Here is a 26,899-nt window from a genome sequence, read left to right as displayed (position 1 = left end):
CGGCAATCTTCAAAGTCGGGCGAGGACGCCGCGATTGACTTCGACGACCTTGTCCGGCCCACAGAGGATGTCGACAAGTTTGAATGCGAACTCCATGGCCGTGCCGGCGGCCTGGCTGGTGATGATGGGACCGTCGACAAGGACGCGTTGGTCAGAAACATCCTTCGCACCCGCCGCGACCTCGGCACGGACGGTGGGATGGCTCGTGGCGGTGCGATCTTTCAGGATGCCCTGCGTGGAAAGAACAATCGGGGCGGCGCAGATAGCGGCAAGGTAGCGGTCCCCTGCCCGTAACGTTTCGACGATTTGTCGCAGGCGGGCGTCGTTGCGGAGACTGGTGGCACCGGGCTGGCCACCGGGCAGGACGAGCATGTCGAAATCCTCCGCATGGACGTCAGCGAGCGCGCAATCGGGAATGTGTTTGGTTTTGCGGGAAGCCTCAATCGGACCGGACTGTGTACCGGCTACTGTCACTTCAACGCCGGCCCGCCGCAGGATGTCAATCACCGTGATTGCCTCGATTTCCTCGAAGCCGGGCGCCAGAGGAACCAGGACTTTCTTCATGGTGGGTTCACAGCCGGGACGTTCGTCGTTCCGGCAGGGCCGGAAGAAGGCGGCTCCATGAGCTCGGAAGGCGTACGGGCTTTGATGCGCTGTACGAGCACATTGCCATCCTTGTCCGTGTTAAAACGCAAGGCAATGACCTCGCCGATCTTCAAGTTGTCCGCGGTAATCTTTTCCTTGTCGCGAAAGATGTAAGTCCGGCTCGTATAAGTGAACGTCCTCGGGCCGTCCTCGGTTGTGAGCTTGATCTGGTGGCGCAGCAAATCGATCTCTTTGATTGCACCCTTTGCGATGGGCATCTTGGCGCGTCGCAGCCGGGCTTCTTCCCGGGCGGCTTCCGCAGACGACTTAACCTGATTCGTTACTTCCTGCGATCTGGCCCGGGTTGCTGACGTGAACAAAAGCACGGCGGCCCCGAGAATTGGGAGGATAGATTTGCGCGCCACATTCATAAGGCGCCCTGCTCGGATTACTTGGGACGGAGGGTCGGCGGTGAAGGTTTGATCAGCGGCTCCTTGACCGGGACCGTGACCTGCCGGAGGTCGGGACGCGGTGGGGTGGACCCGCCGAGAGTTGACGGAGGGGCCACCATCTGGGGAACCTGGCGCAAGATTGCGTCGCCGCTTTTGGTGTCGACCTCAAAAACAATCGTTGTGTTTCCGACCTGGATTTTGTCAGACGGAGCGAGCGCGCACTCGAAGACCCGGGCGCCGTTGCGGTAGGTGCCGTTGGTCGAACCCAGATCTTTGAGAGTAAATTGACCGTTGACGTAACTGATCCCACAGTGCACCCGGGAGATAAACGCGTCGCGGACGGAGATCTCCGACTCCGGGAGGCGACCGACAATGAGAGGTTTGCTAGCGAACTCGAGACTTTTCTCAGTGCCATCAGGCCGTTTATGGATGAGCAAGGGCATGATCCGATAACAGTTCCACAATTCCTTCCCGCTGCAGGCTATATTCAGCATCCCCGAGCACCGGCGTCAAGTCTTCTGTGGACAACCCGCGTTCGAGTTCGACCCAGCTTTTGCAGCCGCCATAGGACTCGTGCAATGCAAAACGCTCCGGCGCAGGCCGCCGGTACACGCGGGTCAACAAGGCGTGCAGTCCCGCCTGGCGCCCGAATTGAAAGCGCTCGTGGAGGACCTGCTCACTCCAGATATGCCGGCCCTGCAGACGTTTGACGCTCTCAGCATCCGTGATCGCCAAAACCAAGTCGGCTACGACGTAGTATTCGATATCCACGAAGTCCCGAGGTGCGACAGCAGCCAAATCGCGCAAAACAGGGCGCTTCGACGGGATGACGGAGCGCTCGGCCTCGTGGTACTGTGTCGGAAATAGCCAAAATTCACGGTGGTCGGGATGAAACTCACCGCGTTGCTCGCGGATCCCGCCCTTGCGAAGGATTAGAATCTGCTCTCCCCGGCCCAGCACATCCACAACGACAGCCCATTCCTTAAACGCGATGTTGGAACTCACTTGCATGCCGACCATTACTTAGCGCATCCATCCTGGTGTGTCCACCCGGAAATCCCCTCGCTTGACAGTTCCCGGGCGGCGCTGTTACAAAGAACGACATTCCGTTCGGCGTCGTCTCGCTCGCAGAGAGGGACCGGAGAATGTTGACATGAATAATCGCGCCTTTGGCCTGATCATTGTCCCGTATTCGGTCGTCGTATTGGCTCTGCTACTAACCACCTCCTGTTCCAAGCTCGACTCTATCGAGCAACAAGCCGGCAAGACCCAAGATCAGGTCAGTAAGACACAGGAACGTCTGGGCCGCATCGAGGAGAAACTTGACCAGGCGGGCGGCTCCGGTCGATTTCAAATCGTCGTCGCCAACGAATCGGATCGCGGTGCAGCGTTGTTTCTCATCGACAGCCGCAGCGGTGAATCATGGATTTACCGCACCCCGCAAGGCCCGGTCATCAACGGCTTCTGGAGCAGCATCCCGCGGGTGACGTACCCCGATGAATACTGGCAACGCGCGTTCACACAAGGACAACAAGCAACGCCCGGTGGTGCCGGCATCCAGCCCGGTGTCGCTCAGCCCACACCCGCCGCTCCGTCCCCGCCAACCCGCTAATCAAGTTCGCCGAGCCATAAAATGCCTGGTACCGGCGGGCGCGCATCCGTTTCGGCTCGCCGGGGGCTCCCTGTCCCGGTAAAATCCACATGTACCGGTCACATGGATTCATTATGAAATATCGCATGCTAAAAGGCACATCTTGCAACGTTTCCGAGGTCGGTTTTGGCGTTTGGACGGTCGGCACGAAGATGTGGGGCGTGCCCGACGAGGATTACGACACGGGCGTTCGCTTAATGCGCCAGGCGCTTGATTACGGCATCAATTTTTTCGATACGGCAGACGTGTACGGCGACGGCAAAGGTGAAGTGGTACTGGCCCGGGCTTTTGAGGGACGACGTCATGAGATCATCATCGCCACGAAGTTCGGTTACGACTTTTACAATCATCCTGGCGTGCAGCCCGGGCAACGCGAGCGTCCCCACAATTGGTCACCTGACTTTGTCCGCACGGCCTGCGATCGGAGCCTGGAACGCCTGAAGACCGACCATATTGATTTCTACCAACTCCACAACCCACGCATCGAAACGATCCGTAACGACGAATTATTCGACACCCTGCGGGGATTGCGCGACGCCGGCAAAATTCTAGCGTTTGGCGTGGCGTTAGGTCCGGCAATCGACCGCCGCCAGATAGCGGAGGGCGTTGCGGCGTTGCGGGAGCGCGGGGCGCACGTCCAGATCATTTTCAATCTGTTCGAACGGATGATCGGCGAACCACTTTTCCCCGTGGCCAGCGAGTGCGACTTGAACGTCTTTACGCGCGTGCCGCATTGCTCGGGATTGTTGGAAGGCAATTATTCCGAGAAGACCACGTTCAGCAAAGACGACCATCGAACCTTCCGCGTGGCCGACGACGAAAAACGGAAAGCCTGGTTGCTGGATGGGCTAAAGAAGGTCGAACAGATTTCGTTCCTCACCCAGGAAACGGGGCGCACGTTGAGCCAGGCAGCGATCCAGTTCATCCTCGCGGAGCCCAGCATTTGTTCGGTGCTGCCCAACATCTACAACGAGCAGCAACTCCGTGAATTCGCGGCGGCGTCCGACACGCCCCCCCTGACCCCATCGGAGTTGGGCACCCTGGCCGAACTCCACGCCCGTAACTACGGTCTTGCTCCGGTCACGTAGGCAGGACCGGTACCGATTAGTTGGCGGAGACAGCGGGGGCTGGTCGCGCAGCCTTGGGGTTGGTTTGCTTTTGCCGCACCTTCAATCGCCTGAGGTAGGCGGTGCGACGGCGGCGTTTCTCAACTTTATTATATTGTTGGCTCATACGCTTTTCTTTTTCGGTTTCTTTAGGAATTTTGCGATTTCGCTCTTTGCATTTCCCACGATTGCATTGCCGTGGGCAAACGTGATCGTTTTAAAATCGAGATCGAGCAGCCGCTGGAGCGACTTCAGGGCCTGCTTCCTGTCCTCGATATAAGTCTCCGGCAACAATGTCAGCCCCTTGTCGCCTTGATTGAGCAGAGTATCTCCGACCAGGACGATGCCGCCGCTCGCTTTGACATAATAAGCCGTCTCGCTCGCGGAAGAGCCCGGGAGATGCACTGCCTTTACCCCGCCCGGCAACCGCTCGCCGTCCATCAGCAGTACATCGATCTTGGTGTCACAGTCGGCCCTCGCCTTCTCGTGAGCATAGACCTGGACCTCATACTTCTTGCGAAACCAATCGGACTCGCGGTCGTGGTGGGCATTGGTAAGCAGGATGGCAATCGGCTCGCCGAGGGCCTCAAGCTTCTCGAGGACGGCTGGTTCCACTTTCAACGGGTCAATAAAAACGACTCCTTCGGCAGTCTTTAGCGCATAACTATTGAAATCGACCTTCCACTGCGGGTGAAAACTTGACCAACCATGGAGGTTCTTTGCGACTTCCCGTAATTCAACCGCTGGCTTCAAATCCATAACTCGCCCCTCAAAACGATTCCCGTTGCTGACTTACTGCCAGACCGCTGCCGCGGTCCGATAGAGTGGCAATTGTACCGTGGGGGGCACATGGGAGGCAAGCCATGTTCGCGCCGTCAATCCAAAGCGGGTGAAGTGATGCAGATGATGTCGCCCATGACCTGACACTGGCAACTCAGGCGACGATTTGCCGGCTGGCCCTTCAGACGAAGGTTTTCCCGCCGCGTCATGGGTGAGAGATTCTCGGCACCCTCCACAACCTCCATCACACACGTGCCACACAGGCCGTTACCCTGGCAGTTGAGCTTTTCGTCAATTCCCTTGTAAACGGGAATATCGTGAAGTAGCGCCGCCTTACGGAGGTTTGCGTACTGTCCGCAATCCACCTTTTTGCCAGCATTCAAAAACTCAACCGTCGGCATAAATCTCCTTTGTGATGGTCGAAGCCAGCCATGCCAGCCCGGACCGTGCCGCATCTGTATACGAAAAACGGCTGTTCTTTGCAACGGTTTCGGCGCGGCTAAGGATTCCGGGGAAAGAGACCGCGATGATCGAACTCGCTAAAGACACGCACAAAGCCAGGCGCAAACTGCCCCGGATTTGCCAACAGCAGTGAACGCGTGTGCTCCGGCGTCCAGAACTCGCCGGATTCGAGCTCCGCCAGATTGATCTGGGGTTGCTTGTTGGTGACCACGCTATACACCCACACGAACTCCCAGCCCGTTTGCTCGCAGGCTTCGACCTTGAAGTGACGGGAGAACTGCCCGACGGGTACCACCAGCCCGAGTTCCTCGTGCGTCTCACGGCTGGCACAGATATCGTAGTCCTCCCCGCTATTCAAGTGGCCGGAGGCGCTGGAATCATAACAGCCGGGAAAACTGTCCTTGGTAGCAGAGCGCTTCTGCACAAAAAGCTTACCTTGCGCGCTGAAGAGCAGAACGTGGACGGCCCGATGCCGCAGCTTACGCCGATGCACCTCGGAGCGCGGGGCCGAGCCGATCACACGATCCGCCTCATCGACCAGATCAAATATTTCCTCTGACACTGCCGGTTCCGTCATGAGCCGCATCAAAGCACACGCTACGGCCCAGGCCCAGAGAAAAAAGAAGACCCCCCGACGGATCGGGGGGTCTTCGGTTAGAGTTTAACCGCTACCGTTAGAACTTGACGTTGACTTCTGCGCGGACTTCCTCGGCTACAGCGCTTGTGCCCGCGTGCCGATAGGCACCTTCCGGCACGAACGCAGCGTAAACGAGTTGCGCCCGAACGTCCTTGCTGTAGTCATAGCCAAGGATCGCATCGATTTCCCAGCCGATGTCACGGCTGTTTGCGGTCGGGGCAGGAGATATCCCGCCGAAATCAACATTCGGGTTGCTTCCAGCTACGCCGTCCTTATCCGCTTTCAGGTAGTAATAAGCCTGTAATGCGAGCGTGGTGTTCTCGTAGGGCTTCACCGAAGCGCCCAGGTTGAAGATATGGATGTCCGTAAGCGCAGGAGCAAACAGATAGCCATTGTAACCATCCGCATAGTCGAACCAAGGAATGAACGTGCCATCCACATTGTTCTTGCCGCCACCCGACGCGAAGATGTAGTTGCCATTCAATACCGGTACCCACTGGACGTTCTTCAAGGTGTATTTACCACCGGCATTGAAGAGGAACGCGCTCAGGTTATTGGCGCCCGCATCGGAGTTGTCTCCGAACTCGTAGGCACCTTCGGCCCACAGCTGGAGGCCTTCGGTCGGGTTTATGTCAGTACGCGCGCCGATGATCAGCGGCGAGCTACCGTTGACGGACGGCGGAACGCGGCTCGAGGTGATCGGACCGCTGCTACCCTGGGAAACCCAGCCGAAATACGCCTCGACATCCTTGATGGCCGAGTCGCTCAGTTCATAGCGGGCATTTACGAACAACAGGTCAGAAGCACCCGGTGTGGCGGCCGTGCTATGCGGATTCGCACTGAAGGCTTGATTGTTTACCAACTGCGCGCCGACGATGTCGATCGTCAGCGGGTAATAATCGAGCACCAGCCGAGCGGCGTCATAGTTGTACTCCTGTTCGACGCTGCTGAGGATCAGTCCGCGACCGTATTGGAGGTATTGGCGACCGAGTTTTAGTGTTGCTGGCGTGTAGAACAGTTCGTTGAACTGGACATACGCTTCATCAATACCAACCCCAAAGCCCCTGTTGATCGGGCCATTAGCCCCGGCTGAGCCCGCGCCGGAAGCGCCTTGCACGCCGCCTTCGCCCGGTTCGGTATTGTCATTGCCACCCCAAGTGCCTTCGGCCTTGAGTGTAACAACCACGAGCACGTGGTCTTCTAGGTCAGCTTCGACCGAAACCCGTGTTCGTTGTGAGATGAATGAGGCATTGCCCTTGACCTGAGGATCAAGTGGGCCTGAGCCGTCATTGCCCGCGCTATCAAGGAAATACCCGCGGATACGGATATCACCGCTCAGGCGGATATTCTGGACATCGGCGAATGTCTTACTGGTCAATCCCCCCAGGGCAACCAGCGCGACTACTAGCCATAGTTTCTTCACTCTGTGTCCTCCTTCGTTTTGTTTACGTTCACTGTGCGCAAAAGCACAAGTTTTCTCTTTTTCAGTTTCTGGGGGCCACTTCTGCTTCGACGACAACCCTCCCCATCACTACGATGCAAAAAGCCGTCCCGAAGCAGACCTAGAACTTATCCCCCATCCTCCACTTACGCGCCGAGTATAGGCACGACCCAAAATGTGTCAAGTCCCAAAACTCGGCCCCAGTTCCAGCCTAAAGGCTGGTTAGCACGACGCAACCGAATCGACTATCGAGAGATCGATCCCGTGATCCCTGAACTTTTGACCTCTCCTTCCATCATCCCGTAAAGACTGGCGGAATAATAGAAATAGCCTGCCGTGTGTCAAGGCTTGAAATTATCTGTGAGCCAGCCCATCACGGCACGGTTCTCAGCGCTGGCACTTGCAGGCCGTCTTTTGCAGGTGACGAGGCTGGTAGCACCGGGGATTCGCTCGGCTTTTCTGGAGGCATATCACGGCCCATCACAACCCACTGCAAATATGCCTGGGTAAACCACGGAGAATTTTGACCCAGAGCCAGTATTTCCTCATACATTTGGCGCGCTTCTTTTTTCTGGCCACCAACCTCAAGACATCTCGCCAATCCCATTTTTGCTGCATTCACGACGTAATTGTTTGGGCCAGAATTGATTATCTGCAGATACTGTGCTTTTGCGCCTTCCACATTCCCTTGAGCTTCCAAAATGGTTCCCAGGCCGAGTTTGGCAGACTCAGCCAGCAAATGCGACGGGAATTCCTTGGTGATTCTTTCATAAGTACTTGCTGCTTCGGTATATTTGCCAGACCGATAGTAAATGTCTGCGAGTCGAGACATTGCCTCGGCAGCAGTCGAGGAGTTTGGGTAGTCGCGAATTACCTGCTCCAAAGACATCGTGTCCCTGGCATTGGCCAACATGGCTGCGGCCTGTTCTGCTTGTGTACTTGACTGATATTGCCGGTACAGCAGGAACCCGGCGATCGCAATGGCCGCCACCGCGCCGATAGTGATCTGTTTCCCGTGATCCGCCCAAAAAACCTCAAGGTCAAATTGGTCGGTGATGCGTAAATCGTTGTGAGCGTCTTGTGCCATGATCCTCCGTCAAATCGGTCGCGCTATTCTTGTGAAACGAAGCCAAAAGGCAAGCGCGAAACAGCGGATGATCAGCATGATCGCCGCTGCGCCCGCCATTCCCGAAATACCAAGCCGATAAAGGCCATATCCTCAACCAGATAGCGTCGCCACATCCTTCGTGGTTCTTGGATTAGTCTGAAAAGCCACTCCAGCCCACATTTTTGCATCCATGAAGGCGCGCGCCTGACCAATCCGGCAACAACATCAAAGGTCCCACCAACTCCCATGACAAACGGCGTCTGTAACTCAGCCTTCCACTTGGTCAGAAAGATCTCTTTCTTCGGCGAACCCATTGCGACAAATAGCATATCTGGACGCGTTTGCTTGATCCCCTGTACTACTTCAGCTTCTTCGGCGGGCTGCCAGTATCCGTTTCGGTACCCAGCAATTTTCAAGGTGGGATGACGCTGCCTCAGCACTTCAACCACCTTTTCCACCACTTCCTGCCTCGCTCCCAGCAAGTATGGTCGATACCCCTTTTCCGCACACCGCGCCACCAAGCTATCGAACAAATCTACGCCAGTAACCCTTTCTTTCAGAGGATGTTGCAGAAGCTTTGATGCCCACACTATTGGCTGGCCGTCGGCATTGATCAAGTCACAACTCAAAACCGCCTTCCGCAACTCTAGATCGCGCTGCAGTTTTACAATTTTGTCCACATTGACAACCACATGCTGATGAGTTCCACCCTCTCGAATCATCGATTCCACCCGGCCGACCGTTTCATCCAATGTCAGGTTGTCGATCGGTACACCAAACAAAATCACCTTCTTGTCGGTCCGGAGGTTCATCGCTTGGGCGGATTTTTAAGCAGGCATTCAACAATTCGTCCCGCAGCCTTGCCGTCCCAGAACTTGGGGGCGCGCCCCTGCTTGCCGTTCCCCTCCAATATTTTTTTGGCTTCGCCCACGATCCTGGATTGACTCGTACCGACGAGCGTGTTGGTGCCCTCCGTAATCGTGACCGGCCGTTCGGTATTATTGCGAATCGTCAGGCATGGTACCCCCAAGACCGTGGTCTCTTCCTGCACACCGCCCGAGTCGGTCAGGACCAGCTTCGCCTTGGCCATCAGACATAGTGAATCCAGATAGCCAACCGGATCGGTCAATTTCAGGTTTTTCCTGCCTTGGAGGCCATCCCAAAATCCGAATTGCTTCAGCCGATTGACCGTTCGCGGGTGAACGGGGAATACTAGGAGCAGGTCGTTCTGAATGCTGTCCAGAGCTGCGAGGATCTCCGCGAAGACCTCTTTGTCATCTACATTGCTGGGACGATGAAGAGTTACAAACCCGTACTGACCATTCAGGCCAAGTTTCTGAGCAATATCAGACTTCAAAGCTACATCTTTAAGCTGTAACAGTGTGTCAATCATCACGTTACCAACGAAGAAAATCTTCTCTGGCGCGACACCTTCACGGCGGAGGTTCTCATCCGCATCCTGGCTTGTGATGAAGCAGTAGTCGCTCAAAGCGTCTGTCACGAGTCGGTTAATCTCCTCAGGCATCGTTCGGTCGAAACTTCGCAGGCCGGCCTCGACGTGTGCCACGGGGATGCAAAGCTTTGCCGCCGCGATCGTCGCTGCCATCGTCGAGTTGATGTCTCCCACGACGACAACCAGATCGGGCGGTTCAGCGGACAGCAACTTCTCCATCTCCACCATCACCTTGGCTGTCTGTTCGCTGTGCGAACCGGAACCGATTCCGAGGTACACGTCGGGTTTGGGCAAATGTAGTTGTTCGAAGAAGAGCGCCGACATGTTGTCATCGTAGTGCTGGCCGGTGTGCACAAGTTTTGGATCGAACTTGTCCGGTTGCCGCCGATATTCCATCATCAGCGGGGCCATCTTCATAAAATTCGGACGGGCCCCGACGACATTGACAATTCTCAGCTTCATTCGCCTTTCACTTTTAGCAATTCGCCCAATGCGTAATACATCCACGACTGCGACCAGCGCAGGTACTGGTTGCGATTGGTGGTCAACCGACCGCGTTGATACCAGAAAAAGCCTCGTTCATCCCACATGTTTTTCAGCGCCCAGCGTGCCACCCAATCGGCCTTTGTGACATCGCCAAACGCCAGATAGGTCAAAATGCCCTGCGCACAGCAGTGAATATCGATCGGGTATGTGCGGTTGTGATAGTAGCGCGGTGACCCGTCCGCCAGCCAGAATACTTCGTCCCAGTAAGCGAATCCGCGCCGGGCCACGTTCGCGAAGCTCGTGTCGCCGGTCATTTGCTGGTACTCGTTCAAGGCGACAAGATTATATCCGGTGTGAAAATTGTCGATCCAGCGCTGGTTCTCGCCTTCGCCATACCACCACGAACCGTCTGTCCGCTGTCGCTTAACTGAGAATTCCGCACAATCCCGTCGCCCTAGTAGCGCCGAGCCCATCAGGTTGATATTGTGGACCTGCGTATCCGACTGCGGTATGTATCGAATCCACCTTTCGCCGCCGCGTTCGGTGACAAGGCTTTCGAGGAAGCTCGTATCCACTTTCCGCCCGAATTGTCGATACGCTTTGATGGCGAGTGCCGTGCAGATGAGATTGGCCGTATTCGGCGGGGCATAAAAGGCGCGTGATTGCCAGCCAAACGGATATCCCCAACCACCTTCGGGAGTCCGCAATGAATCGAGCATATCAAGGAACCGCTCGTCGCCGCTGCCCATGGCGAATAAAGCCACTGCCGTCGAGTTCAGTTGCGGCTTGATGCCGCACAAGGCGCGAAAATTGATGGAGCTGCGTTTGTGAAGCTGCGTCCACGCTTGCCGCGCCTGTTTTCCGGGTAAAATTCGCGCCAAAGGCGAATTCAACCCGTCGTACGGATCATAACCGCGCCAGTCCTGGGCCGCGCAAAAATCATGCAGCCGCTGCCAAATCTCGCGCAGTCCCATGGAGTTGTTGCCCGGTTTGGAAATGGCGGCCACGACGCTCGTGCGGGATGCAAAACGTTAAAACAGCGTATAGATAAACGGGGCAATGGCATGGCCGACGATCATGACCAGGGCCAGTACCAGCAAAACGACAACGATCGGCACAATCCACCACGCCTTATTCTGGTGGGCGAAACCGAACAAGTTCTTGAACAGCAACAGCAGGTGTCTCAAGAATTGCATGACGCCAGTGTTCTACACTCCGAACACTCTAATCAAGTACGAAATCCTTGCGCCAGTCCTGTTGGTCAGCCAGCTTTGGTTGTTCCTTCTTGTCGAGAAGGCACGAGCCCAGCACCAGGTAATCCATTTCAGTCCGCATGAAACAACGGTACGCGTCCTCAGGTGTGCAAACAATCGGCTCGCCACGAACGTTGAAGGACGTGTTGATTAGAATTCCGTAACCGGTTTTCCGTTCGAATGCCTTCAGCAGCTCGTGGAAGCGCGGGTTGCGCTCGGCATCCACAGTCTGTACGCGCGCCGACATATCGACGTGTGTCACCGAGGGAATGGTAGAACGAACAATATTGACCCGTTTGCGCAAATCGGGGTCTTTCATGACCCGTCGCTCTTCGTCTGTCAAAGGACGTCGCAATTTGGGCTGCACATCCGCTACCAGGAGCATATAGGGCGATTCCTGCTCCAACTCGAAATAATCGCCCATGCGCTCCCGCAGGCAGACCGGCGCGAAGGGACGGAACGATTCGCGGTACTTGATCTTGAGATTCATGATGGACTGCATTTTGGGTGACCGGGCGTCCCCGATGATGGAGCGGCCACCCAACGCGCGCGGGCCAAACTCCATGCGACCTTGCAGGACACCAACGACGTGCTCCGACGCCAGCACATCGGCTATTTGGTCGCCCCACGTCTCCGTCGGCAACTTGCGGTAGGGATACCCGTGCGCCTTGAGGAACGCCTCAATCTCATCGTCGCTGAATTCAGGACCGAGAAACGCCCCACTCATTTGATCGTGTACGCCGTCCGCTTTGCGCGGCTGCTTCTGGATCCAGTACCAGACCAGTAACGCCGCCCCCACCGAACCGCCGGCATCACCAGCTGCCGGCTGGATCCATAACTTTTCAAACGGTCCTTCGCGGAGGAGCCGGCCATTGGCGACGCAATTGAGGGCCACGCCGCCAGCCAGGCAAAGATTTTTTTCACCCGTCAACCGATGGGTTTCCCGGGCCATGCGCAGCACAATATCCTCCGTTACTTTCTGGATCGACGCCGCCATGTCCATCTCGCGCTGGGTGATGTCGGATTCGGGCGAGCGCGCGGGGCCGCCGAACAGTTCCGCAAAACGGTCGTTGGTCATGGTCAATCGATTCACGTACCCGAAGTAGTCCATGTTCAGGCGGAACGAACCATCCGGGCGAAGGTCAATGAGGTGATCATAAATGAGGCTGGCGTACTTGGGTTCGCCGTAAGGCGCGAGGCCCATCAATTTATACTCCCCCGAGTTCACCTTGAAACCGGTGAAATACGTGAAGGCGGAGTACAAGAGCCCCAGTGAATGGGGAAAGCGCATTTCCTTCATCAACTCAAGACGATTGTCCACCCCGCGACCGAGAACGCTGGTCGCCCACTCGCCGACCCCGTCGAGCGTGAGGATGGCCGCGCTGGGAAAGGGCGACGGGTAAAACGCGCTGGCGGCGTGCGACTCATGGTGTTCCGGGAAATAAAAATTCTTGGGCATCTCGATGCCACATTGGCGCAGCGATCGCTCGATTTGCAGCGATGTCCAAAGCTTCTCCCGCATCCACAGGGGTATTGCCATGAGAAACGACTCCAGCCCGGACGGCGCAATGCCCAGGTAGGTCTGCAGGATGCGGCCAAACTTGCTGAAGGGCTTGTCATAAAAGGCGACGGCATCGAGATCTTTGGGGCCCACTTTGCCCTCGCCAAGACAGTAACGAACCGCGTGGAACGGAAAACCTGCATCCTGTTTCTTGCGTGTGAATCGTTCCTCCTGCGCAGCGGCAATGATCTTTCCATCCCGCACCAAAGCCGCGGCCGAATCATGATAAAACGCACTGATACCGAGAATATTCATCAGTACTGCCTCTGAAAATGTTCCGCGTCGCTGACGGGCAAGCGGTCCTGCCAGTAACTGGCCTGGTTCTTATCGAATTCGAGGGCGAGCAGCGCCCGCATTTGCCGTCGCAAAAACAGGCTGAGCGGTAGGAAAAACAGGAAGAAAAACACAACCAGCAGCAGCCACGTTAACCCCAGAGCGACAAGACGACCGAACGCCTTCAACGCGCGCTCCACAGCCAAAAATGCCCGCGGCAGCAACAAGCCACTGACCAGCATCCATCCGCTCAACGCGAGGACAATCCACCCCGCCACGCGGTGATTACGGAGAAAGAACACGCCTGCCACGGCCGCCGGTACGAGAGCCTGAATGACAACATGCCCCACGCTTGGAGTTGCAGTCTCCTTGTTCTGGCTGCTGGTCGGCCATTTCCACGCCAGTTCAGGCGGTCGACGAGATGGCAACGTGCTCATGATCCTGGTTTCTTTTCTGCCAAACGTTCTATTGCTTTGGAGACTTGAATGCCAAAAAGCAGGTGTCCTTCTTCCGATAAGTGATAATGACCGTGGGGCACATGAATAGCTATTAAGCCCCGATACTCCGCCAGCGTCGGCTCGCACTCAATCAACACGTCACAATTCTGACGAAACGTATCGTGCAAGTCCGGTGGAATTGACGATTTGAAATCAGGGCTGGGGTGACTGGCATCCACCAGTTGGGGAGTGTCCAAAATGATCAGCTTGGCGCCGTGCGCTTGACAGCAGGCGTACATCCGTCGCAGCAGGGCCACTTCCAAATCTTTTTGATACTCTGCGACATAAGTCGTGGTGTTGGTGTTCTGGACTGCCATTTCCGAGGTCAACTTGCGTTCATTCCGGGACTCCAATCTCCCTCTTTCGTATTCCCACGCACCGTTGAGTCCCCTCGAGTATAGATAGGAGTTTTGGCTGAGCCAACGAAGCAGGGCGAAACCATCGATCCAGTTCAGGATCTTCACCCCGGGAATGTAGGTGGTTGTGTTCGTAACCAGAGCCCCGTTCTTCAGTCCGAAAATATTGCAGCGAGTATTATCATCCAGATCGTTCCCAAAAAAACCCAGCACCACAAAATCCGGATGGAACTTCACCCCTTCGTTCTCCAGCAAGACCAACTCCTCGGTTGTGCCAAAACCAGATACTCCGGTGTTGATCACCTCAACGCACTTCCCGCGCACGCGGAAATAACGCTCGATGATTGCCGAAAAAGTCTGCTCCTGCCGACATTCAAACCCTTCGGTCTGGGAATCGCCCAGACATAGTACGCGCTGGCAACCCAGGGGCTTTTCGTAGTCGTAGTTCTTGTCTGCCCGAAAACCTTGCGCATTGATGCGAAACTCCCACTGACCATCAATACTGGTGTGCCAAAACCGCGTTTGCGGACGCAACCGACGAATGGTGAACCCTCCGTAATGTGCGTCGGTGTGAAAACGGGGAAACAGTGGCATGCTACGTCGATACAATAAACGCGCCACCCCTTCGGCTGCCACCAAGCCGACCAGCAAGACAACCAGTGACAACAAAAATTTCTTCAACATGATTTCTTTCGGGAACAAGCGCTGTTTATGGTATCGCTTTCGCAGGTGCCCTACAAGAGCCTAGAATGCTCGTGGTTACAGTGTCACCACCTGACCCGCGCACATCGCTTGAAGAACGGCCAGTGTCGCCCGCGTGCTATTGATAATCTCTTCGAGTCCCATCGGCATCGGGCTGCCCGCTTTGACGGCGGTAATGAACTCGCGGACCTCGGCGGCCTGCCCTTTGTCGCGAAAATCGGTCACAACCAAGTGCCGGCCGCCGCCGAACGCCTCGAAATGTTCCTTCTCCAGTGCCGCGTCGGCCACCGAAAAATAATCCACCGCGCCAACCGACCCGTCGGCGAACCGCAACGACACCTGCACGTTGTCGGCGCCGAAACCCTGGGCGAAGACGGACACCGGTCGCGACCTGGCGGCAAATTGCAGGAAATCCACGAAGTGGCACACTTCGCCAAGGATGCGTCCTCCACCGATGTCGGGATTGTTGATCCAATGTTCGCGTGGCAGTGGCGTTACGCTGATACGATACCGCATCACCAGAGGGCCGCTCAGCTTTCGTACCTCCTCGGCGAACGGGGCAAAGCGGCGATTGAAACCGACCAGTAAGCGAGCGTTGCCTGCCTGGTTTATCACTTCCACAATCTCATCCAGTTGCTCACCCCGCAGGCACAGTGGTTTCTCGACGAACACCGCTTTGCCGGCGCGCAACGCCTCGCAAACAATAGGCGCGTGCAAGTCGTGACGTGTGGCGACGAGTACCGTATTGATCGCCGCATCGGCAATCACCGCGCGCCAATCCGTAACGCACGTGTCGAAGCCGAACTTCTCTTTGGCCTTTTGGGCTTTCACGCCGGTCGCCGTGCATACGGTGCGTAACGTTACGTCTGCGCTGGCTTTGAATTGCGGCAACAAAACGCCCTGCGCGTAATTGCCCGCGCCAATGACGCCGAGCACAACCGCCTTGACCGGCACCGCGCTGGCCGACTTCGTGACGGTGACGCTCGTCCGTTTCGCCGTCGGTGGATATTGGATAAGGACCCCGACAACCCGCCCGCCGGTCTTTCCCGTGATCAATTCATATGCCTTCGGCCCGTCGTCGACGGAAAACGTGTGCGTGGTCAATGCCGCCACATCGATGCGCTTCATCGCGAGCAGTTGCGTGAAGGCCTCCATATTTCGGCCTTCCGTCCAGCGCACGTAGCCGATGGGATAGTCGATGCCCTGTTCTTCGTAAAGCGGGTCGTATCGACCAGGCCCGTAGCTGCGGGAAAGGCGGAAATCCAATTCTTTCCGATAGTAAACGTCGCGCGGCACCTCCATGCCGGTCACGCCGACCATCACCACACGGCCGCGCTCGCGGCAAATCCTGCCAGCCAACTCGACCGGATCGTTCGTTGGGGCTGATGCCGTAATAATGACCGCATCCACGCCAAAGTCATGGCTCAATGTCGCGGCGACACGCTCCACGTCGTCACGCGGGCGCACAGCCACGGCATCGCAACCGCACGTCTTCGCGAGTGCACAGGCCGCTTCACTCACATCGATGCCAAACACCACGCAGCCGGCCGCCTTGAGAATCTGCACGGTCAACTGGCCCACCAACCCCAACCCGATGACCGCGACCACTTCACCCACGCGCGCGTCGGCCTGCCGCACCCCCTGCAGCGCGATCGCACCCAACGTCGAAAACGCCGCGTGTTCCAAGGCGACGCCCTCGGGTAGCCGGGTGCAGAGATTCTGGGGAACCAGGACCACTTCCGCGTGACTCGCGTAATCCTGTCCCGCACAGGCCACGCGGTCGCCAACGGCAAAACCGGTCACACCTTCGCCAACTTCGAGGACCGTGCCCGCCGAGGAGTAGCCCAGTTGTTTCCATTGATCGAGGCGCGACTGGACCTTGCGCAGCGTCGCCCCAATCCCTTCCCGCTTGAGCGTGCCAAGCACCTGCTTCGCGAGATCGGGACGCAACCGCGCCTTGCCGACGAGCGATGCCTGCGCCATCGCCACGGTGGCCTTCTCCGTTCCCGCGCTGACGAGGGAATACGCGTTGCGTACCAGGACGCAGCCCGGCGCAATCACCGGCGGCGGCACATCGACCAGTTTGATGTCGCCGGTCTTGAAGTCCTGGACGAGTTGTTTCATGGTCGGGAGAATTCTAATTGTTCACGCGGCAATTGGGAAACAATAAAGCGGAACTTGCCGCCGGCGGTGCGTTCGATGGCGTCCGTGAACTCGAAACGAACTCGCATCGAATCACCGAGCCGCAGATGCGCTTCCTTGAGAATAATCTGCTCGTCTTTCGCGGTAAAACCATCGGTACGCACGACTCGCAATACCAGTTCATCGAGGTGCGTCTGCACGATTTGTGCCTCACGAACGTGCTGCACGTCCTTGAACAGGTGATCCAGACGACCGACCAGGCGGCCATCCGGGGTACGAACGTAGTCCTCCACCCGCCCCTCAATACGTTCGATCAGCGGAAAGGCGCAACCACACGCACACGAGCCGTCGCGCCGCGTTGCGCGGTCGCCGACCCTGTAACGGACGAACGGCATGGCGCGATTATTGAGGCCCGTCGCGATCATTGCCCCGTCGCCAAGAAGTTCCAGCACACCATAGTCGGGCCGCTGATGCAGGCTCCCCTGTGCACATTCGATAATATTGTTGGTAAATTCCGTGGTTCCGTACCAGTTGAAGGCTTTCGCGCCAAATGCCCGCTCGATGACCGTCCTCTGGAAATCGAGCAGTGTCTCACTCGCTGTAAAAACCGCGCGGGGACGTAGCGCGGTGATTCCATCGTCAGCCATCTGTTTCGCCAGGAGGTATACGGACGACGGATACCCGTGGACGAAATCGGGGGCAAAGTCCGTGAGCGCGTCGATGTAACGCGGCAAATTGTCGGGCGTGAGATGGTATGAGGAACAGAGCAGGCGTTTTTCGATGCGATCCACGCGCCAGAACGGCGGCCGCTGCTGATTGGGTGGAACGACCGGGTGGCCCGAAATGTACGCCCCGCTGCTGAGGTATGGGCAACCCGCCCATGCCTTGTGCCGCCAGCGGAACGCCATCTCCATTTGATGGTATTCCTTCGTGAACCGCACGGTCAGCGGCGTGCCGGTGGTGCCGCTGGTATTGATCGTCATGAGCCGATGTGGATCGAACTCGTCCGAGAGGAATTTCTCCGGCGCCGCGGCAATAGATTGCTTATCGAGGATCGGCCATGCCTTAAAATCGTCGGGTGGCAATTTCTGCTCGCGGTAAAAAGGCACGTGCGTGATCGCATACCGCAGCAAGTCGTGCAGCGCCTGCCGCTGTTCCGCTTCAAGTTGATCGCGAGACTTCCTTTCATTGACCTCGAGTTGTGCGAGCAGGCGCTGGAAGTCCGCGCCATACTTGTCCCGGATATTCCGCGCGCTGGCGAAGTTGACCGCGACGGTCTGCGCCCAGATGGGCAACGAATCGTAGATGCCTTTCCCAGGAATCATTTCGCTTCGATATGGCCGACCCAACCGAAATGCGGACGGAAATGGAAGACTTCGCCAGGTTCGGGCGCAGCCTCGACTTCGTCCGGGCCGAAATCAACCAGTTTAAGATCCGAGATTTGAAATGCCTCGCGGATGGTCGGCACTTTTTGCCAATCGAAACCCATCAGCTGCGTGGCCACAAAATCGGCAGCCACCGGGTTGATGCCCGCGATGAGGACACCACAGGCTTTGGCATCGGCTTCCATCGGCCCGTTGCCCTCGCCGGCGATGATACCGTCGATGATGGTCAGGTACCGCAATGGTTTCACACGCCGTTTGCCGGCGCCGTCGAAATGCCACAACGCTTTATTGAGATCCAACGTCATGCGCCATGTGGTGTCGTTGCCCCACCAGTTGCCGCTGCGTACGACCTTTGTGGTGTCGCCGAACACGCGCGAGCCAACCCGCTTGGCAAGCGGCGCCCAGAGTTTGGTGGCCGCGCCGCCACGCTTCGCGGCGCTCTTGAATGCGGCGATCGCGCGACTCTGGAACTTCGTCGCCGCCTTGCTGTCGGGAAACTCGTCGCCGCCTTCGTCAGGCGTGCCGATGCAGAAGTGCGGCAGGTAGTTCTTGTCTCCGTTGATGCCGACGAGGTTCTTGAGGCTGAGGGTAACCCCGACCTTCTTGTGCGTCTTGAGCTTGGGCAGGTTGATGAACACGTCGGCATCCATCACGCTCCGGGAAATCAGGTATTCGTGTTTGCCCTGGGAATGATGCTGGGCCGTGAACGCCGTGTCGTAGTCCGCGCCGTAGAAGCGCCCTTTTTTGTTGTGGAAGCAACTGTGTTCGCCGAGGTTCACCAACGTGTAGCCACGCGGATCTTCCGGAAGTTTGCGGCGCTCCACGATCACGCCGCGTTCCGTGCGCCAGGCTTCCCTCCGCAAATCAAGCACTTCAAAACGCAGGGCGGGGAATTCACGTCGCAATTGTTCCCGCAGCTTCGGGATCTCCGCACGTTCACAGATCGTGTCAAAATCACTGTCGGTCTGCGGCGCGTCCGCGATGGTCAGGGTGCCCCGTCCGTCCATCGCGGCGGCAACCGCATGTGCGACCGCGGCGATGATAGTGCCGTGCGTGGTGATCTGTTCCCACTCGGCCGGCCGGCCGGCGTGCGACTCGCGGATAAAATTCGGCTTCAACAGCACCCGCTCGCCCGGTCGCACCAGATCGCCCCAGGACAGCCCCAACGCCTTGATTGTCTGGTGCACCGATGAGGCAACAAGGGCAGGGTCGTATCGTGGTTGCTGACGCACAACGGCGCAGCGCGCAGCAACAGGATCCTGATTCATGGGGGAATAGTCTACCACAAATGTGAAAACGTGCCAGCTTCCGGCGAACACCCGGACTTGACTTGTGGGTTCACATTGAATAATTCTTCTGCCCAAAGCTGCGGGCTGCAAGAAACTGACTTTGCGGAACACCTTCGCCTTGATGGTGAAACAGAGACAGTCACAATTGAGGGTTGATGAACTTCGCTGAGTTGCGTTTCTGGGAGTGTTTATTCGGTGCTTTGGCGGTTATTCTCGGTGTGCGCTATCTGTGCGCGCACGTGGCACGCCCGGCGCTGGCGGTATTCGATAAAATCGCTCTGTTCTCATTGGGGCTGTTCCTGTTGCTCTGTGTCAGTTGGGTGACCTTCCTCATTTTTCTGGTAGTGGCGATCACGACGTATGTGGGGCTGGCGTGGATTTTGAAATACCATGCGAAGCACGGCTCCAAGTACCTGTTTGTGTTGATTCCGCTGCAAGTCTTGCCACTCGTGTATTATAAGTACGGCGACTTTTTTGTAAACCGGGTGCTGGGGCTCAATGTGGATGCGCTCCGCAATCTCGTGATTCCCGTCGGGATTTCGTTTTATACCTTCCAAAAAGTCGCCTTCGTCATCGACACGCTCGCGCTGAAATCGCCGTTGCCGCGGTTTCTGGACTACCTGAATTTTGCCGGTTTTTTCCCTCAGATCGTGGCCGGACCGATTGAACGAAAGGCGAATCTGCTTCCGCAGATGGAAACGTTTCGTTTCCGGTGGCTGCCCGAAAAGATAGACGAGGGAGTGGGTTGGATTGTTGTCGGGTTGTTTTTCAAATGTTGTCTTGCCGACAACCTGGCCGTTTACTTCAACGGCAGTTCGAGCACGAATCCATACTTGATCTGGGAGGCCAACCTCATCTTCGGGTTGCGGATTTACTATGATTTTGCGGGCTACAGTCTTGTGGCACTGGGCGTCGCCCGGTGCTTGGGCATCAATCTGACCCTGAACTTTCGGAGTCCATACTGTTCGACCAGCGCCACAGAATTCTGGCGGCGCTGGCATGTCACACTTAGCGGGTGGTTTCGCGACTACGTGTATATCCCGATGGGAGGCGGGCGCGTGAAGTGGTGGGCATTCAACGTGGCGGTGGTGTTTATCGTGTCAGGCGCCTGGCATGGTGCGGGATGGAACTTCATTTTGTGGGGAGCGCTCCACGGTCTCTTGCTGATCACCAACCGGCTGGCCGGCAAACTCAATGTCCCGCGTCCACTGGCCTGGGGACTCACTATGCTCGGCAGCTTTTATGCCTGGTTGAGTTTTTACGAACTGCGCACCAACATACTGCTTCAGAAATCGAAAGTGTTACTGATGCCGGCAACCTACAACAGTCAAGCCCTGCACGAGGCAATAGGAGTCCTGACTTCCGGTGGTGGGGTCGCGCTGGCAGGGTTTCTCCTGCTCACTGCGCTAACGCTTTTGGCTGAATGGCTCTCGGTAACGGACAAGAATGAGGAATACTACTACCTCCGACAGCCACTCGCGCTGGGGGTGCTCGTGGTTTTGACGTTGTTACTCGCGCCTGGAAAGACCAATGCCTTTATCTACTTCGCATTCTAGCAACGGCGTGCCATGGATGGCAGCACGATTACTTGTCGTGGCAGTTGCCACGTGGGTAGTGGGTGCGTTCTACACGATGCGCATAAACCCCGAGATAGCGTTTTTCCGCCACTGTGCCGCCGTAAAAGAATTGTGGGCGGAGAAGCTCGACCTCGAGCACACAAACAAAATCGTATTCTGCGGCGGATCAAGCTGCAATACATCCGTGGACGGGGAGAGGTTGCTGAACCGGTATGGTCTGCCCGCGCTGAATATGGGACTCGGCGCGGGCATGGGTGCAGAGGTCCTCACCCATTACGCGCAAACCGCAGTGCGGACCGGTGACACATTGATCGTCGGGCTCGAGCCGGATCTGCTGTCGGGACCACTCCGGATCGAGTCGCTGGGCGCCCAGTTTGGTTTTTCAATCGGTAAACCGTCGCTGCTTCGGGACCCCTATCGAGTCGACTGGCCTTCCGTGCTGCTGGATTTGCGACCCGGCGGTTATCACACATTCACACTGATCGCCAAAGTGATTCTCCACCGAGCACTTTATCCTTATTTTGCGTCCGAGCTCCATCCAAGCGGTTGGCACGAAGTGGGCGAACGCGGCATTATAACGTCCGCCAAGGAACCCCCGACGAAGCTTTCAAAGGAAGGGCGTTTCTGGCTGGTTGGCCTGAGCAAATGGTGTGAACAACGCAATGTGCGCGTAGCTTACACCCTCCCGTGGGGATATTGCTCTCCCCGAAATTTGCCACACTTCCAAGGTTCCAACTTGCGTTTCCTGTACGAGGTGGCGGAGACGATGCCTGTCCTCAAAGACCCCTACCTCGGCGCGGACACAAATCAGGCCCACTTCGCAAATACCGCATTTCATCCCACTGGAGAAGGAGCGGCGTTGAGAACCGATGAACTCGCCAGAGAAATCAGGTCGTGGTCACTATGGACCCGGGACGAACTGAGCGACCGTCTCAAGGCTCTCCTCGTGGGGCCAGAGGAGTAAGTCCTCTGCTAAAGCACCAGCGGCAAGCGGCCCGTCCGCGAAAGCTCGTCGAATCAGGACACCACCTTATGTGCCTTTCTCTTGACCTATTCTGTTGAGCTACCTATCTTGGCGCCAGTGTCTGGGGAACAAATGTTCAGGAGCATTCTAGTAGAGGTTGGGGATTTTTTGACGCTTCTGGGGCTGATGCAGTGGCGTTACCGACACCGGCTGGTGATTTTCGTCTTTGCCCGAGCTACAAAAAAACTCCTGAATCTGCGGCTTTTGGACGGGATGGTGTTGCCCTTTCGGGCTGTGATCGCGTATGCCGCTATTGACATGCCTAGCGGGCTAAGATTCCTGATAGAAATTGCCCAAAGGCACGTCTATTCAAATTTCGTGACGTCCCAGGACGCTGGAATTGAAATCTTGTATGATGTCGGGGCAAACAGCGGCTTTCTATCCCTGACTCGATGTCTTGAGAACCGACAGTTACAAGCGGTTTGCTTTGAGCCCCACCCGAAAACTTTCAGTATCCTGAAAAGAAACATCGGACTAAACGCTCTTACCGACCGAGTGACCCCCGTCAATGTTGCCGTGGATCGGTCCTCGGGAATCCTGCACTTGAATATTGCCGAAGGTGATAGCATGGCCGGCGTGACGCGCAATTTCTTGGGACAAGGTACCCCGAGCGAGATAGCGATCCCGGCCGTTTCCCTGGACGAGTATGCCCAGCAACACGGGCTCTGGCCGGACGCGATCAAAATCGATGTGGAAGGCCACGAAGAGCAAGTCCTGCTGGGGGCGAAACAAGTCTTGGGAAGGGCAAAGCTGCTTGTCATGGAGGTTCACTCAGAAGAACTCAAGGCGCGATGCACGTCTATCCTAAAATGGGGGGGGTATCATGTTGCAGAGAATGGTTCGCTGTTGTTTTGTCAAAGGCATCATCGGGGCTGACTCTTCGCTCTTGATATGTCGGTACAATTTAGGCCGTAGCGATTGCCTGGCGTCGTCGACTACCGCCCACTGCGATTATCGATCTCGGCGGGCGGCCAGTTCTTCAAACACTCGAATCATTCGCTGGCCATAGTGCTCGTGTGTGTACAACCGATGAAATTTCTCGCGGTTGGCGGCCCCCATGCGCTGCCGCAACGCCGGGTCATTGGCCAGCCGCAGGACCTTTTCCGCCAAATCCAGCGGATCTTGCTCCGCCACCATCAGCCCGTTGACTCCTTCCTCGATGATGTCAGGGATGGAAGCGCGCGACGTGGTCACCACCGGCAACCCAGCCTGCATGGCCTCCAATAGAACCAGGCCAAGCGTCTCGTAGTAATAGAATGTCGGGAAAACAAGCATGTCCGCCGCTACGAGCAGTTGCCACTTCTGCTCCCCAACGACTCGACCGACAAACTCGACACCGTCAGCCAGGCCCTCGCGCAGCACCAATTCACGGGCAGCCTCCTCGTCAGCACCCTTAAACCAGGCCCCGGCAAAAATGAAGCGGATGTCACGCCGCTGCTTCCGGATCCTGGCGGCGCTTTCCAGCACCACCAGGACTCCTTTCTCGCGAATCAAATTACCCAGATATAACACGGAGATCCCCTGTCGATCCTTCGGGGGCTGGGGCATCGGCGAGTAAACCTGAACGCCATCTGTCGCAGGGAAAATTCTCTCTTGAGGAAGCCATCTTTTCAGATTCGGACGAAGACGGTTACCCATGACGATTCCCCCGACCGCGCGGCTACAAGTGGTCTTGATGACTCGCTTCATAAATGGGGACGAACGATCATAGAAATCCGGTAAATTGTTGCCGTGCGCATAAACAATTGTCGGCACTCGAAACGTGCGGGCAATCGCCAAAAACAACGCGTCCCTTAGAAAAGCGTTGCGGTTTACCGAAATCGGGCAGGAACAAAAATCAAATCGACGTGTCAGGAGATAATAAATCTCCAAGAGTATGATCCGCGCCATTCGGAACAGCTTACCAACCCGAAAAGTCTCCACATCGGCCACATTGCGAGCGGTCGAAATGTCGATAAACGTCACGTCAAACCGGCTCGTGAACTCCGATTTCAGCAGCGCCTGATACGTCACACTTGGCCCGAAGTAGGGCGGCGGCAGATAGCCGAACAGCAGGATCTTTGTTCGCGTGTGTGACATTCCAGAAGATCGCGAAGTGCCGCTGACCGGCTTCAACTCATACGCTGCTTGAGCACCAGGTAGTTGCCGATGGCGAGTGCATCGATGCCCGTGCCGTAGAAACACCGGATCGCTTGCGGTGGCGTACAGACGATCGGCTCGCCCATGATATTAAACGATGTGTTCAACACACACGGCACGCCGGTGATATTTTCGAATTCCTTGATCACCTGCCAGTAGAGCGGATTTGTTTTCTGGCTGACCGTCTGCGGCCGGGCCGTCCCGTCCACATGCGTGATCGCCGGCACTTTCGCCTTTTTGTCGTCCTTCACCTGCGTGATGAAGAGCATGAACGGGCTGTCGGTAATGTGCTCGAAATACTCCGGCGCTTTCTCCTCGAGCACCGACGGCGCGAACGGCCGGAAATCTTCGCGGTGCTTGACCCATTTGTTGACGACGTCGCGCATCTCGGCCCGGGTCGGGTCGGCAAGCAAACTGCGGTTGCCAAGCGCCCGCGGTCCCCATTCCATCCGGCCCTGATACCACGCCACGATTTTGCCGTCGGCGATCAGCCGGGCGACCTCCTTGGCGGGGTTGTCCATCTTGCGGTAATCCACCTTCGAATTGTCGAGCGCCGCGAGAATCTCGCTGTCGCCGTACGCCGGCCCGAGGAACGCATGGTCCATCACGTAATTGTGCGGCGCGCCGTTTAGTTGGTGGTGAATGTGCAATGCCGCGCCGACGGCGCAACCCGCATCGCCGGGATTGGGAGGGATGAAGATGTTCTCGAACAGCCCGCTTTCCAATATCTTGCCGTTGAGCACGCAATTGAGCACGACACCGCCGGACAGGCAGACGTTCTTCTTGCCGGTGCGGGCTCGCAGCGCTTTGAGGTAGGCCAGGAGCGTTTCCTCGAGGAGTTCCTGCAGGCTTGCCGCGATGTCCTCATGCTTGGACTCAATGGCTGAGTTCGGCACGCGGGCGGGGCCAAAGGTGTCGAAAAACTTACGACTCAACATGTCCGGGCCGGTGAACGTCGGGTCGAACCAGCTCAGGTCAAAGCGGAATGATCCGTCCGCCTGTGTGCGCACAATCTGGCGGAACTGCTCGAGGTACGTCGGCTTGCCGAAAGACGCAAGGCCCATGACTTTGTATTCGTCGTGGCCGGGCTTGAAGCCGAGATACTTCGTGACTTCCATGTAGAACATGCCCCACGAATGCGGGTAGGGTATCGTCTCGATGACGCGGATCTTGTTCCCCTCGCCGACAGCCGCGCAGCACGAGTCGCGCTCGCCTTTGGCGTCGATCGAGAGAATCAGGGCATCCTGGAACGGCGAACAAAAATACGCCGCCGCGTTGTGCGTAGCGTAGTGGCTGAGCCAGTGAAACTTCAGGGGCGTTTTGCGCCGGCGGTTGAATAACGGCTCGGTCTTGAGATGGTCTTTCAGCAACGTGACCGATTGCACGAGATGATAGGCAGCCCGGGCCGGGTCGCGGTGCGCCCGCGCGAGCCGGAAACCGAGGTGGGAGCGGAACTCCTGCCATGGATCATAATAGTAACCGACCGCATCGATGTCGTCCGCCTTGATGCCCGCGGTTTTAAGGCAGTAGTCAATGCTTGCGTGAGGCAGTCCCGTCTCGTAGCCGAAATAGCCGGCAAAGCCGACGTGCTTCACGCGCTTGAAACGCTCTTCCTCGACCGCCGCGACCAGCTTCCCGTCCTGCACCAACGCCGCCGCCGCGTCGTGCACTGCCCCTGAAATTCCCAAGATGTTCATCGTGTTTGAATATTACAAATTCCCGTTGGCTGTGCGAGTTATTTTAGCCGCCGCAACAACCAGCCCCACTTCGCGTCCGCAACTTCCGCTTGACCCGGTAGTAAGCGTTTGTCGCCCCAAAGAAGGGCGGCTTTTGCAAGATTGCAGGCAAACCGCCACGCTCCCAATACTCGGCAAGGATCCGCTGGCTGTTGGCCAGGCTGACATCCGCTCGCGCCACGGATTTTGCGGCGGGATGGACCCGTATTTGGGCGCAAATTTCGGGCGCGTACACCAGTTTCCCGTGTTGCGCCATCCGCAGCCACAACTCCCAGTCGAACGCGTTGTCGAACTCCACGCGAAGCGGGCCCGCCCGCTCCAGCAGCTCGCGCCGAAAGAAAACCGACTGTTGCCCGATGTAGTTAATCCCGCAGAGCAGGACGCGGAAATCGAAGGGAATGCCGCGGGACACCCGCAGGACCTTGCCGTGCTCGTCCATGATCTCCACGTCGCCATAAACCAAATCGGCGCCCGTGCGTTGCAGGGCCGCCACGGCCACGCTCACGGTATTCCGATTCATCGTGTCGTCGGAATTGAGCCACGCCAGGATCTCGCCCGTGCACATCTTGAACCCCTTGTTCAACGCGTCCACCTGTCCGTGATCGCGTTCCGAAACCCAGCGAATACGGGGTGCCCCGCGCAGAATGGCCGGCGTCCCGTCGGTCGAACCGCCGTCGATAACAATGTGCTCGATGTCCGGGTAATCCTGCTCACGGATGCATTGAAGCGTCTGCGGCAGGTATTGGGCCTGGTTGAACGATGGCGTGACGATGGAGACCTTGGGCATGACCATAATGCGAAACG

Annotated in this window: 27 protein-coding genes; 5 read left to right on the top strand and 22 right to left on the bottom strand. The window is 57.1% G+C overall.

The window, feature by feature from the left end:
- Positions 1–9: 9 nt before the first annotated feature.
- Genes VNL17_09025 through VNL17_09010 form a run of 4 tightly spaced genes read right to left on the bottom strand, consistent with a single transcriptional unit; the run spans position 10 to position 2,057 of the window.
- The gene (locus VNL17_09025; GenBank protein HXI84218.1) at positions 10–564 is read right to left on the bottom strand and encodes a DJ-1 family glyoxalase III; all 555 of its coding nucleotides are present in this window, start codon (positions 562–564) and stop codon (positions 10–12) included.
- Positions 561–1,010: a hypothetical protein gene (locus VNL17_09020; protein ID HXI84217.1), complete on the bottom strand. Its 450-nt coding sequence runs from the start codon at positions 1,008–1,010 to the stop codon at positions 561–563. Before VNL17_09020 ends, VNL17_09025 begins: the two co-directional genes overlap by 4 nt.
- 23 nt (positions 1,011–1,033) lie before the next feature.
- The gene (locus tag VNL17_09015; protein HXI84216.1) at positions 1,034–1,480 is read right to left on the bottom strand and encodes an FHA domain-containing protein; all 447 of its coding nucleotides are present in this window, start codon (positions 1,478–1,480) and stop codon (positions 1,034–1,036) included.
- A complete protein-coding gene (locus VNL17_09010) occupies positions 1,461–2,057 on the bottom strand; it encodes a DUF1802 family protein (GenBank protein HXI84215.1) in 597 nt (198 codons plus the stop codon). Before VNL17_09010 ends, VNL17_09015 begins: the two co-directional genes overlap by 20 nt.
- 133 nt (positions 2,058–2,190) lie before the next feature.
- Here VNL17_09010 and VNL17_09005 point away from each other — a divergent pair, with 133 nt between their 5' ends.
- Both VNL17_09005 and VNL17_09000 read left to right on the top strand, forming a co-directional pair.
- A complete protein-coding gene (locus VNL17_09005) occupies positions 2,191–2,649 on the top strand; it encodes a hypothetical protein (protein ID HXI84214.1) in 459 nt (152 codons plus the stop codon).
- 113 nt (positions 2,650–2,762) lie between these two features.
- Complete coding sequence (locus VNL17_09000; protein HXI84213.1) at positions 2,763–3,776, top strand: aldo/keto reductase; 1,014 nt, start codon at positions 2,763–2,765, stop codon at positions 3,774–3,776.
- Positions 3,777–3,917: 141 nt separating this feature from the next.
- Here VNL17_09000 and VNL17_08995 read toward each other — a convergent pair whose 3' ends face one another.
- From VNL17_08995 to VNL17_08925, 15 genes are all read right to left on the bottom strand, one after another.
- Positions 3,918–4,553 (bottom strand): hypothetical protein, encoded by a 636-nt coding sequence (locus tag VNL17_08995; GenBank protein ID HXI84212.1) that lies wholly within the window; start codon positions 4,551–4,553, stop codon positions 3,918–3,920.
- 116 nt (positions 4,554–4,669) lie between these two features.
- Positions 4,670–4,975 carry a 2Fe-2S iron-sulfur cluster-binding protein gene (locus tag VNL17_08990; GenBank protein ID HXI84211.1) on the bottom strand — a complete coding sequence of 102 codons (306 nt, stop codon included), beginning with the start codon at positions 4,973–4,975 and terminating at the stop codon, positions 4,670–4,672.
- A gap of 98 nt (positions 4,976–5,073) precedes the next feature.
- A complete protein-coding gene (locus VNL17_08985; GenBank protein ID HXI84210.1) occupies positions 5,074–5,613 on the bottom strand; it encodes an NUDIX domain-containing protein in 540 nt (179 codons plus the stop codon).
- Positions 5,614–5,710: 97 nt separating this feature from the next.
- Entirely contained in the window at positions 5,711–7,096 is a 1,386-nt protein-coding gene (locus VNL17_08980; protein HXI84209.1) for an alginate export family protein, read from the bottom strand.
- Between the two features lie 391 nt (positions 7,097–7,487).
- The gene (locus VNL17_08975; protein ID HXI84208.1) at positions 7,488–8,201 is read right to left on the bottom strand and encodes a tetratricopeptide repeat protein; all 714 of its coding nucleotides are present in this window, start codon (positions 8,199–8,201) and stop codon (positions 7,488–7,490) included.
- A 71-nt stretch (positions 8,202–8,272) separates the two neighbouring features.
- Positions 8,273–9,034 carry a WecB/TagA/CpsF family glycosyltransferase gene (locus tag VNL17_08970; GenBank protein HXI84207.1) on the bottom strand — a complete coding sequence of 254 codons (762 nt, stop codon included), beginning with the start codon at positions 9,032–9,034 and terminating at the stop codon, positions 8,273–8,275.
- Positions 9,031–10,137, bottom strand: a complete 1,107-nt coding sequence (wecB, locus tag VNL17_08965) for a UDP-N-acetylglucosamine 2-epimerase (non-hydrolyzing) (GenBank protein ID HXI84206.1) — start codon at positions 10,135–10,137, stop codon at positions 9,031–9,033. The genes VNL17_08970 and wecB overlap by 4 nt, the downstream gene beginning before the upstream one ends.
- Positions 10,134–11,168 (bottom strand): hypothetical protein, encoded by a 1,035-nt coding sequence (locus VNL17_08960; protein ID HXI84205.1) that lies wholly within the window; start codon positions 11,166–11,168, stop codon positions 10,134–10,136. The genes wecB and VNL17_08960 overlap by 4 nt, the downstream gene beginning before the upstream one ends.
- Before the next feature lie 24 nt (positions 11,169–11,192).
- On the bottom strand, positions 11,193–11,357 hold the full coding sequence (locus VNL17_08955) for a DUF5989 family protein (GenBank protein HXI84204.1): 165 nt from the start codon (positions 11,355–11,357) through the stop codon (positions 11,193–11,195).
- 28 nt (positions 11,358–11,385) lie between these two features.
- The gene (locus VNL17_08950; protein ID HXI84203.1) at positions 11,386–13,233 is read right to left on the bottom strand and encodes a carbamoyltransferase; all 1,848 of its coding nucleotides are present in this window, start codon (positions 13,231–13,233) and stop codon (positions 11,386–11,388) included.
- Positions 13,230–13,685 (bottom strand): hypothetical protein, encoded by a 456-nt coding sequence (locus VNL17_08945; GenBank protein ID HXI84202.1) that lies wholly within the window; start codon positions 13,683–13,685, stop codon positions 13,230–13,232. Before VNL17_08945 ends, VNL17_08950 begins: the two co-directional genes overlap by 4 nt.
- A complete protein-coding gene (locus VNL17_08940) occupies positions 13,682–14,785 on the bottom strand; it encodes an SGNH/GDSL hydrolase family protein (protein HXI84201.1) in 1,104 nt (367 codons plus the stop codon). Before VNL17_08940 ends, VNL17_08945 begins: the two co-directional genes overlap by 4 nt.
- 75 nt (positions 14,786–14,860) lie before the next feature.
- Complete coding sequence (locus tag VNL17_08935; GenBank protein ID HXI84200.1) at positions 14,861–16,927, bottom strand: bi-domain-containing oxidoreductase; 2,067 nt, start codon at positions 16,925–16,927, stop codon at positions 14,861–14,863.
- Entirely contained in the window at positions 16,924–18,270 is a 1,347-nt protein-coding gene (locus VNL17_08930) for a hypothetical protein (GenBank protein HXI84199.1), read from the bottom strand. Before VNL17_08930 ends, VNL17_08935 begins: the two co-directional genes overlap by 4 nt.
- Positions 18,267–19,598 carry a DUF362 domain-containing protein gene (locus VNL17_08925; protein ID HXI84198.1) on the bottom strand — a complete coding sequence of 444 codons (1,332 nt, stop codon included), beginning with the start codon at positions 19,596–19,598 and terminating at the stop codon, positions 18,267–18,269. Before VNL17_08925 ends, VNL17_08930 begins: the two co-directional genes overlap by 4 nt.
- 176 nt (positions 19,599–19,774) lie before the next feature.
- On the opposite strand from VNL17_08925, the gene VNL17_08920 reads away from it, so the two are divergent.
- From VNL17_08920 to VNL17_08910, 3 genes are all read left to right on the top strand, one after another.
- Entirely contained in the window at positions 19,775–21,175 is a 1,401-nt protein-coding gene (locus tag VNL17_08920) for an MBOAT family O-acyltransferase (protein ID HXI84197.1), read from the top strand.
- Positions 21,176–21,191: 16 nt separating this feature from the next.
- On the top strand, positions 21,192–22,160 hold the full coding sequence (locus VNL17_08915; GenBank protein HXI84196.1) for a hypothetical protein: 969 nt from the start codon (positions 21,192–21,194) through the stop codon (positions 22,158–22,160).
- A gap of 132 nt (positions 22,161–22,292) precedes the next feature.
- Positions 22,293–23,096: an FkbM family methyltransferase gene (locus VNL17_08910; GenBank protein HXI84195.1), complete on the top strand. Its 804-nt coding sequence runs from the start codon at positions 22,293–22,295 to the stop codon at positions 23,094–23,096.
- Between the two features lie 75 nt (positions 23,097–23,171).
- Here VNL17_08910 and VNL17_08905 read toward each other — a convergent pair whose 3' ends face one another.
- From VNL17_08905 to VNL17_08895, 3 genes are read right to left on the bottom strand one after another with little or no spacing between them, the layout of a single operon-like run.
- The gene (locus VNL17_08905) at positions 23,172–24,299 is read right to left on the bottom strand and encodes a glycosyltransferase family 4 protein (protein HXI84194.1); all 1,128 of its coding nucleotides are present in this window, start codon (positions 24,297–24,299) and stop codon (positions 23,172–23,174) included.
- A 32-nt stretch (positions 24,300–24,331) separates the two neighbouring features.
- On the bottom strand, positions 24,332–26,056 hold the full coding sequence (locus tag VNL17_08900) for a carbamoyltransferase (GenBank protein HXI84193.1): 1,725 nt from the start codon (positions 26,054–26,056) through the stop codon (positions 24,332–24,334).
- A 43-nt stretch (positions 26,057–26,099) separates the two neighbouring features.
- Positions 26,100–26,888, bottom strand: a complete 789-nt coding sequence (locus VNL17_08895; GenBank protein HXI84192.1) for a glycosyltransferase family 2 protein — start codon at positions 26,886–26,888, stop codon at positions 26,100–26,102.
- Positions 26,889–26,899: the final 11 nt, after the last annotated feature.

It is taken from the genome of Verrucomicrobiia bacterium, assembly GCA_035577545.1.
In the GTDB taxonomy this organism is placed as follows: Bacteria; Verrucomicrobiota; Verrucomicrobiia; order Palsa-1439; family Palsa-1439; genus Palsa-1439.
The sequence above is the reverse complement of the archived record's forward strand: the minus strand, read 5'-3'. Positions and strand labels throughout refer to the sequence as shown.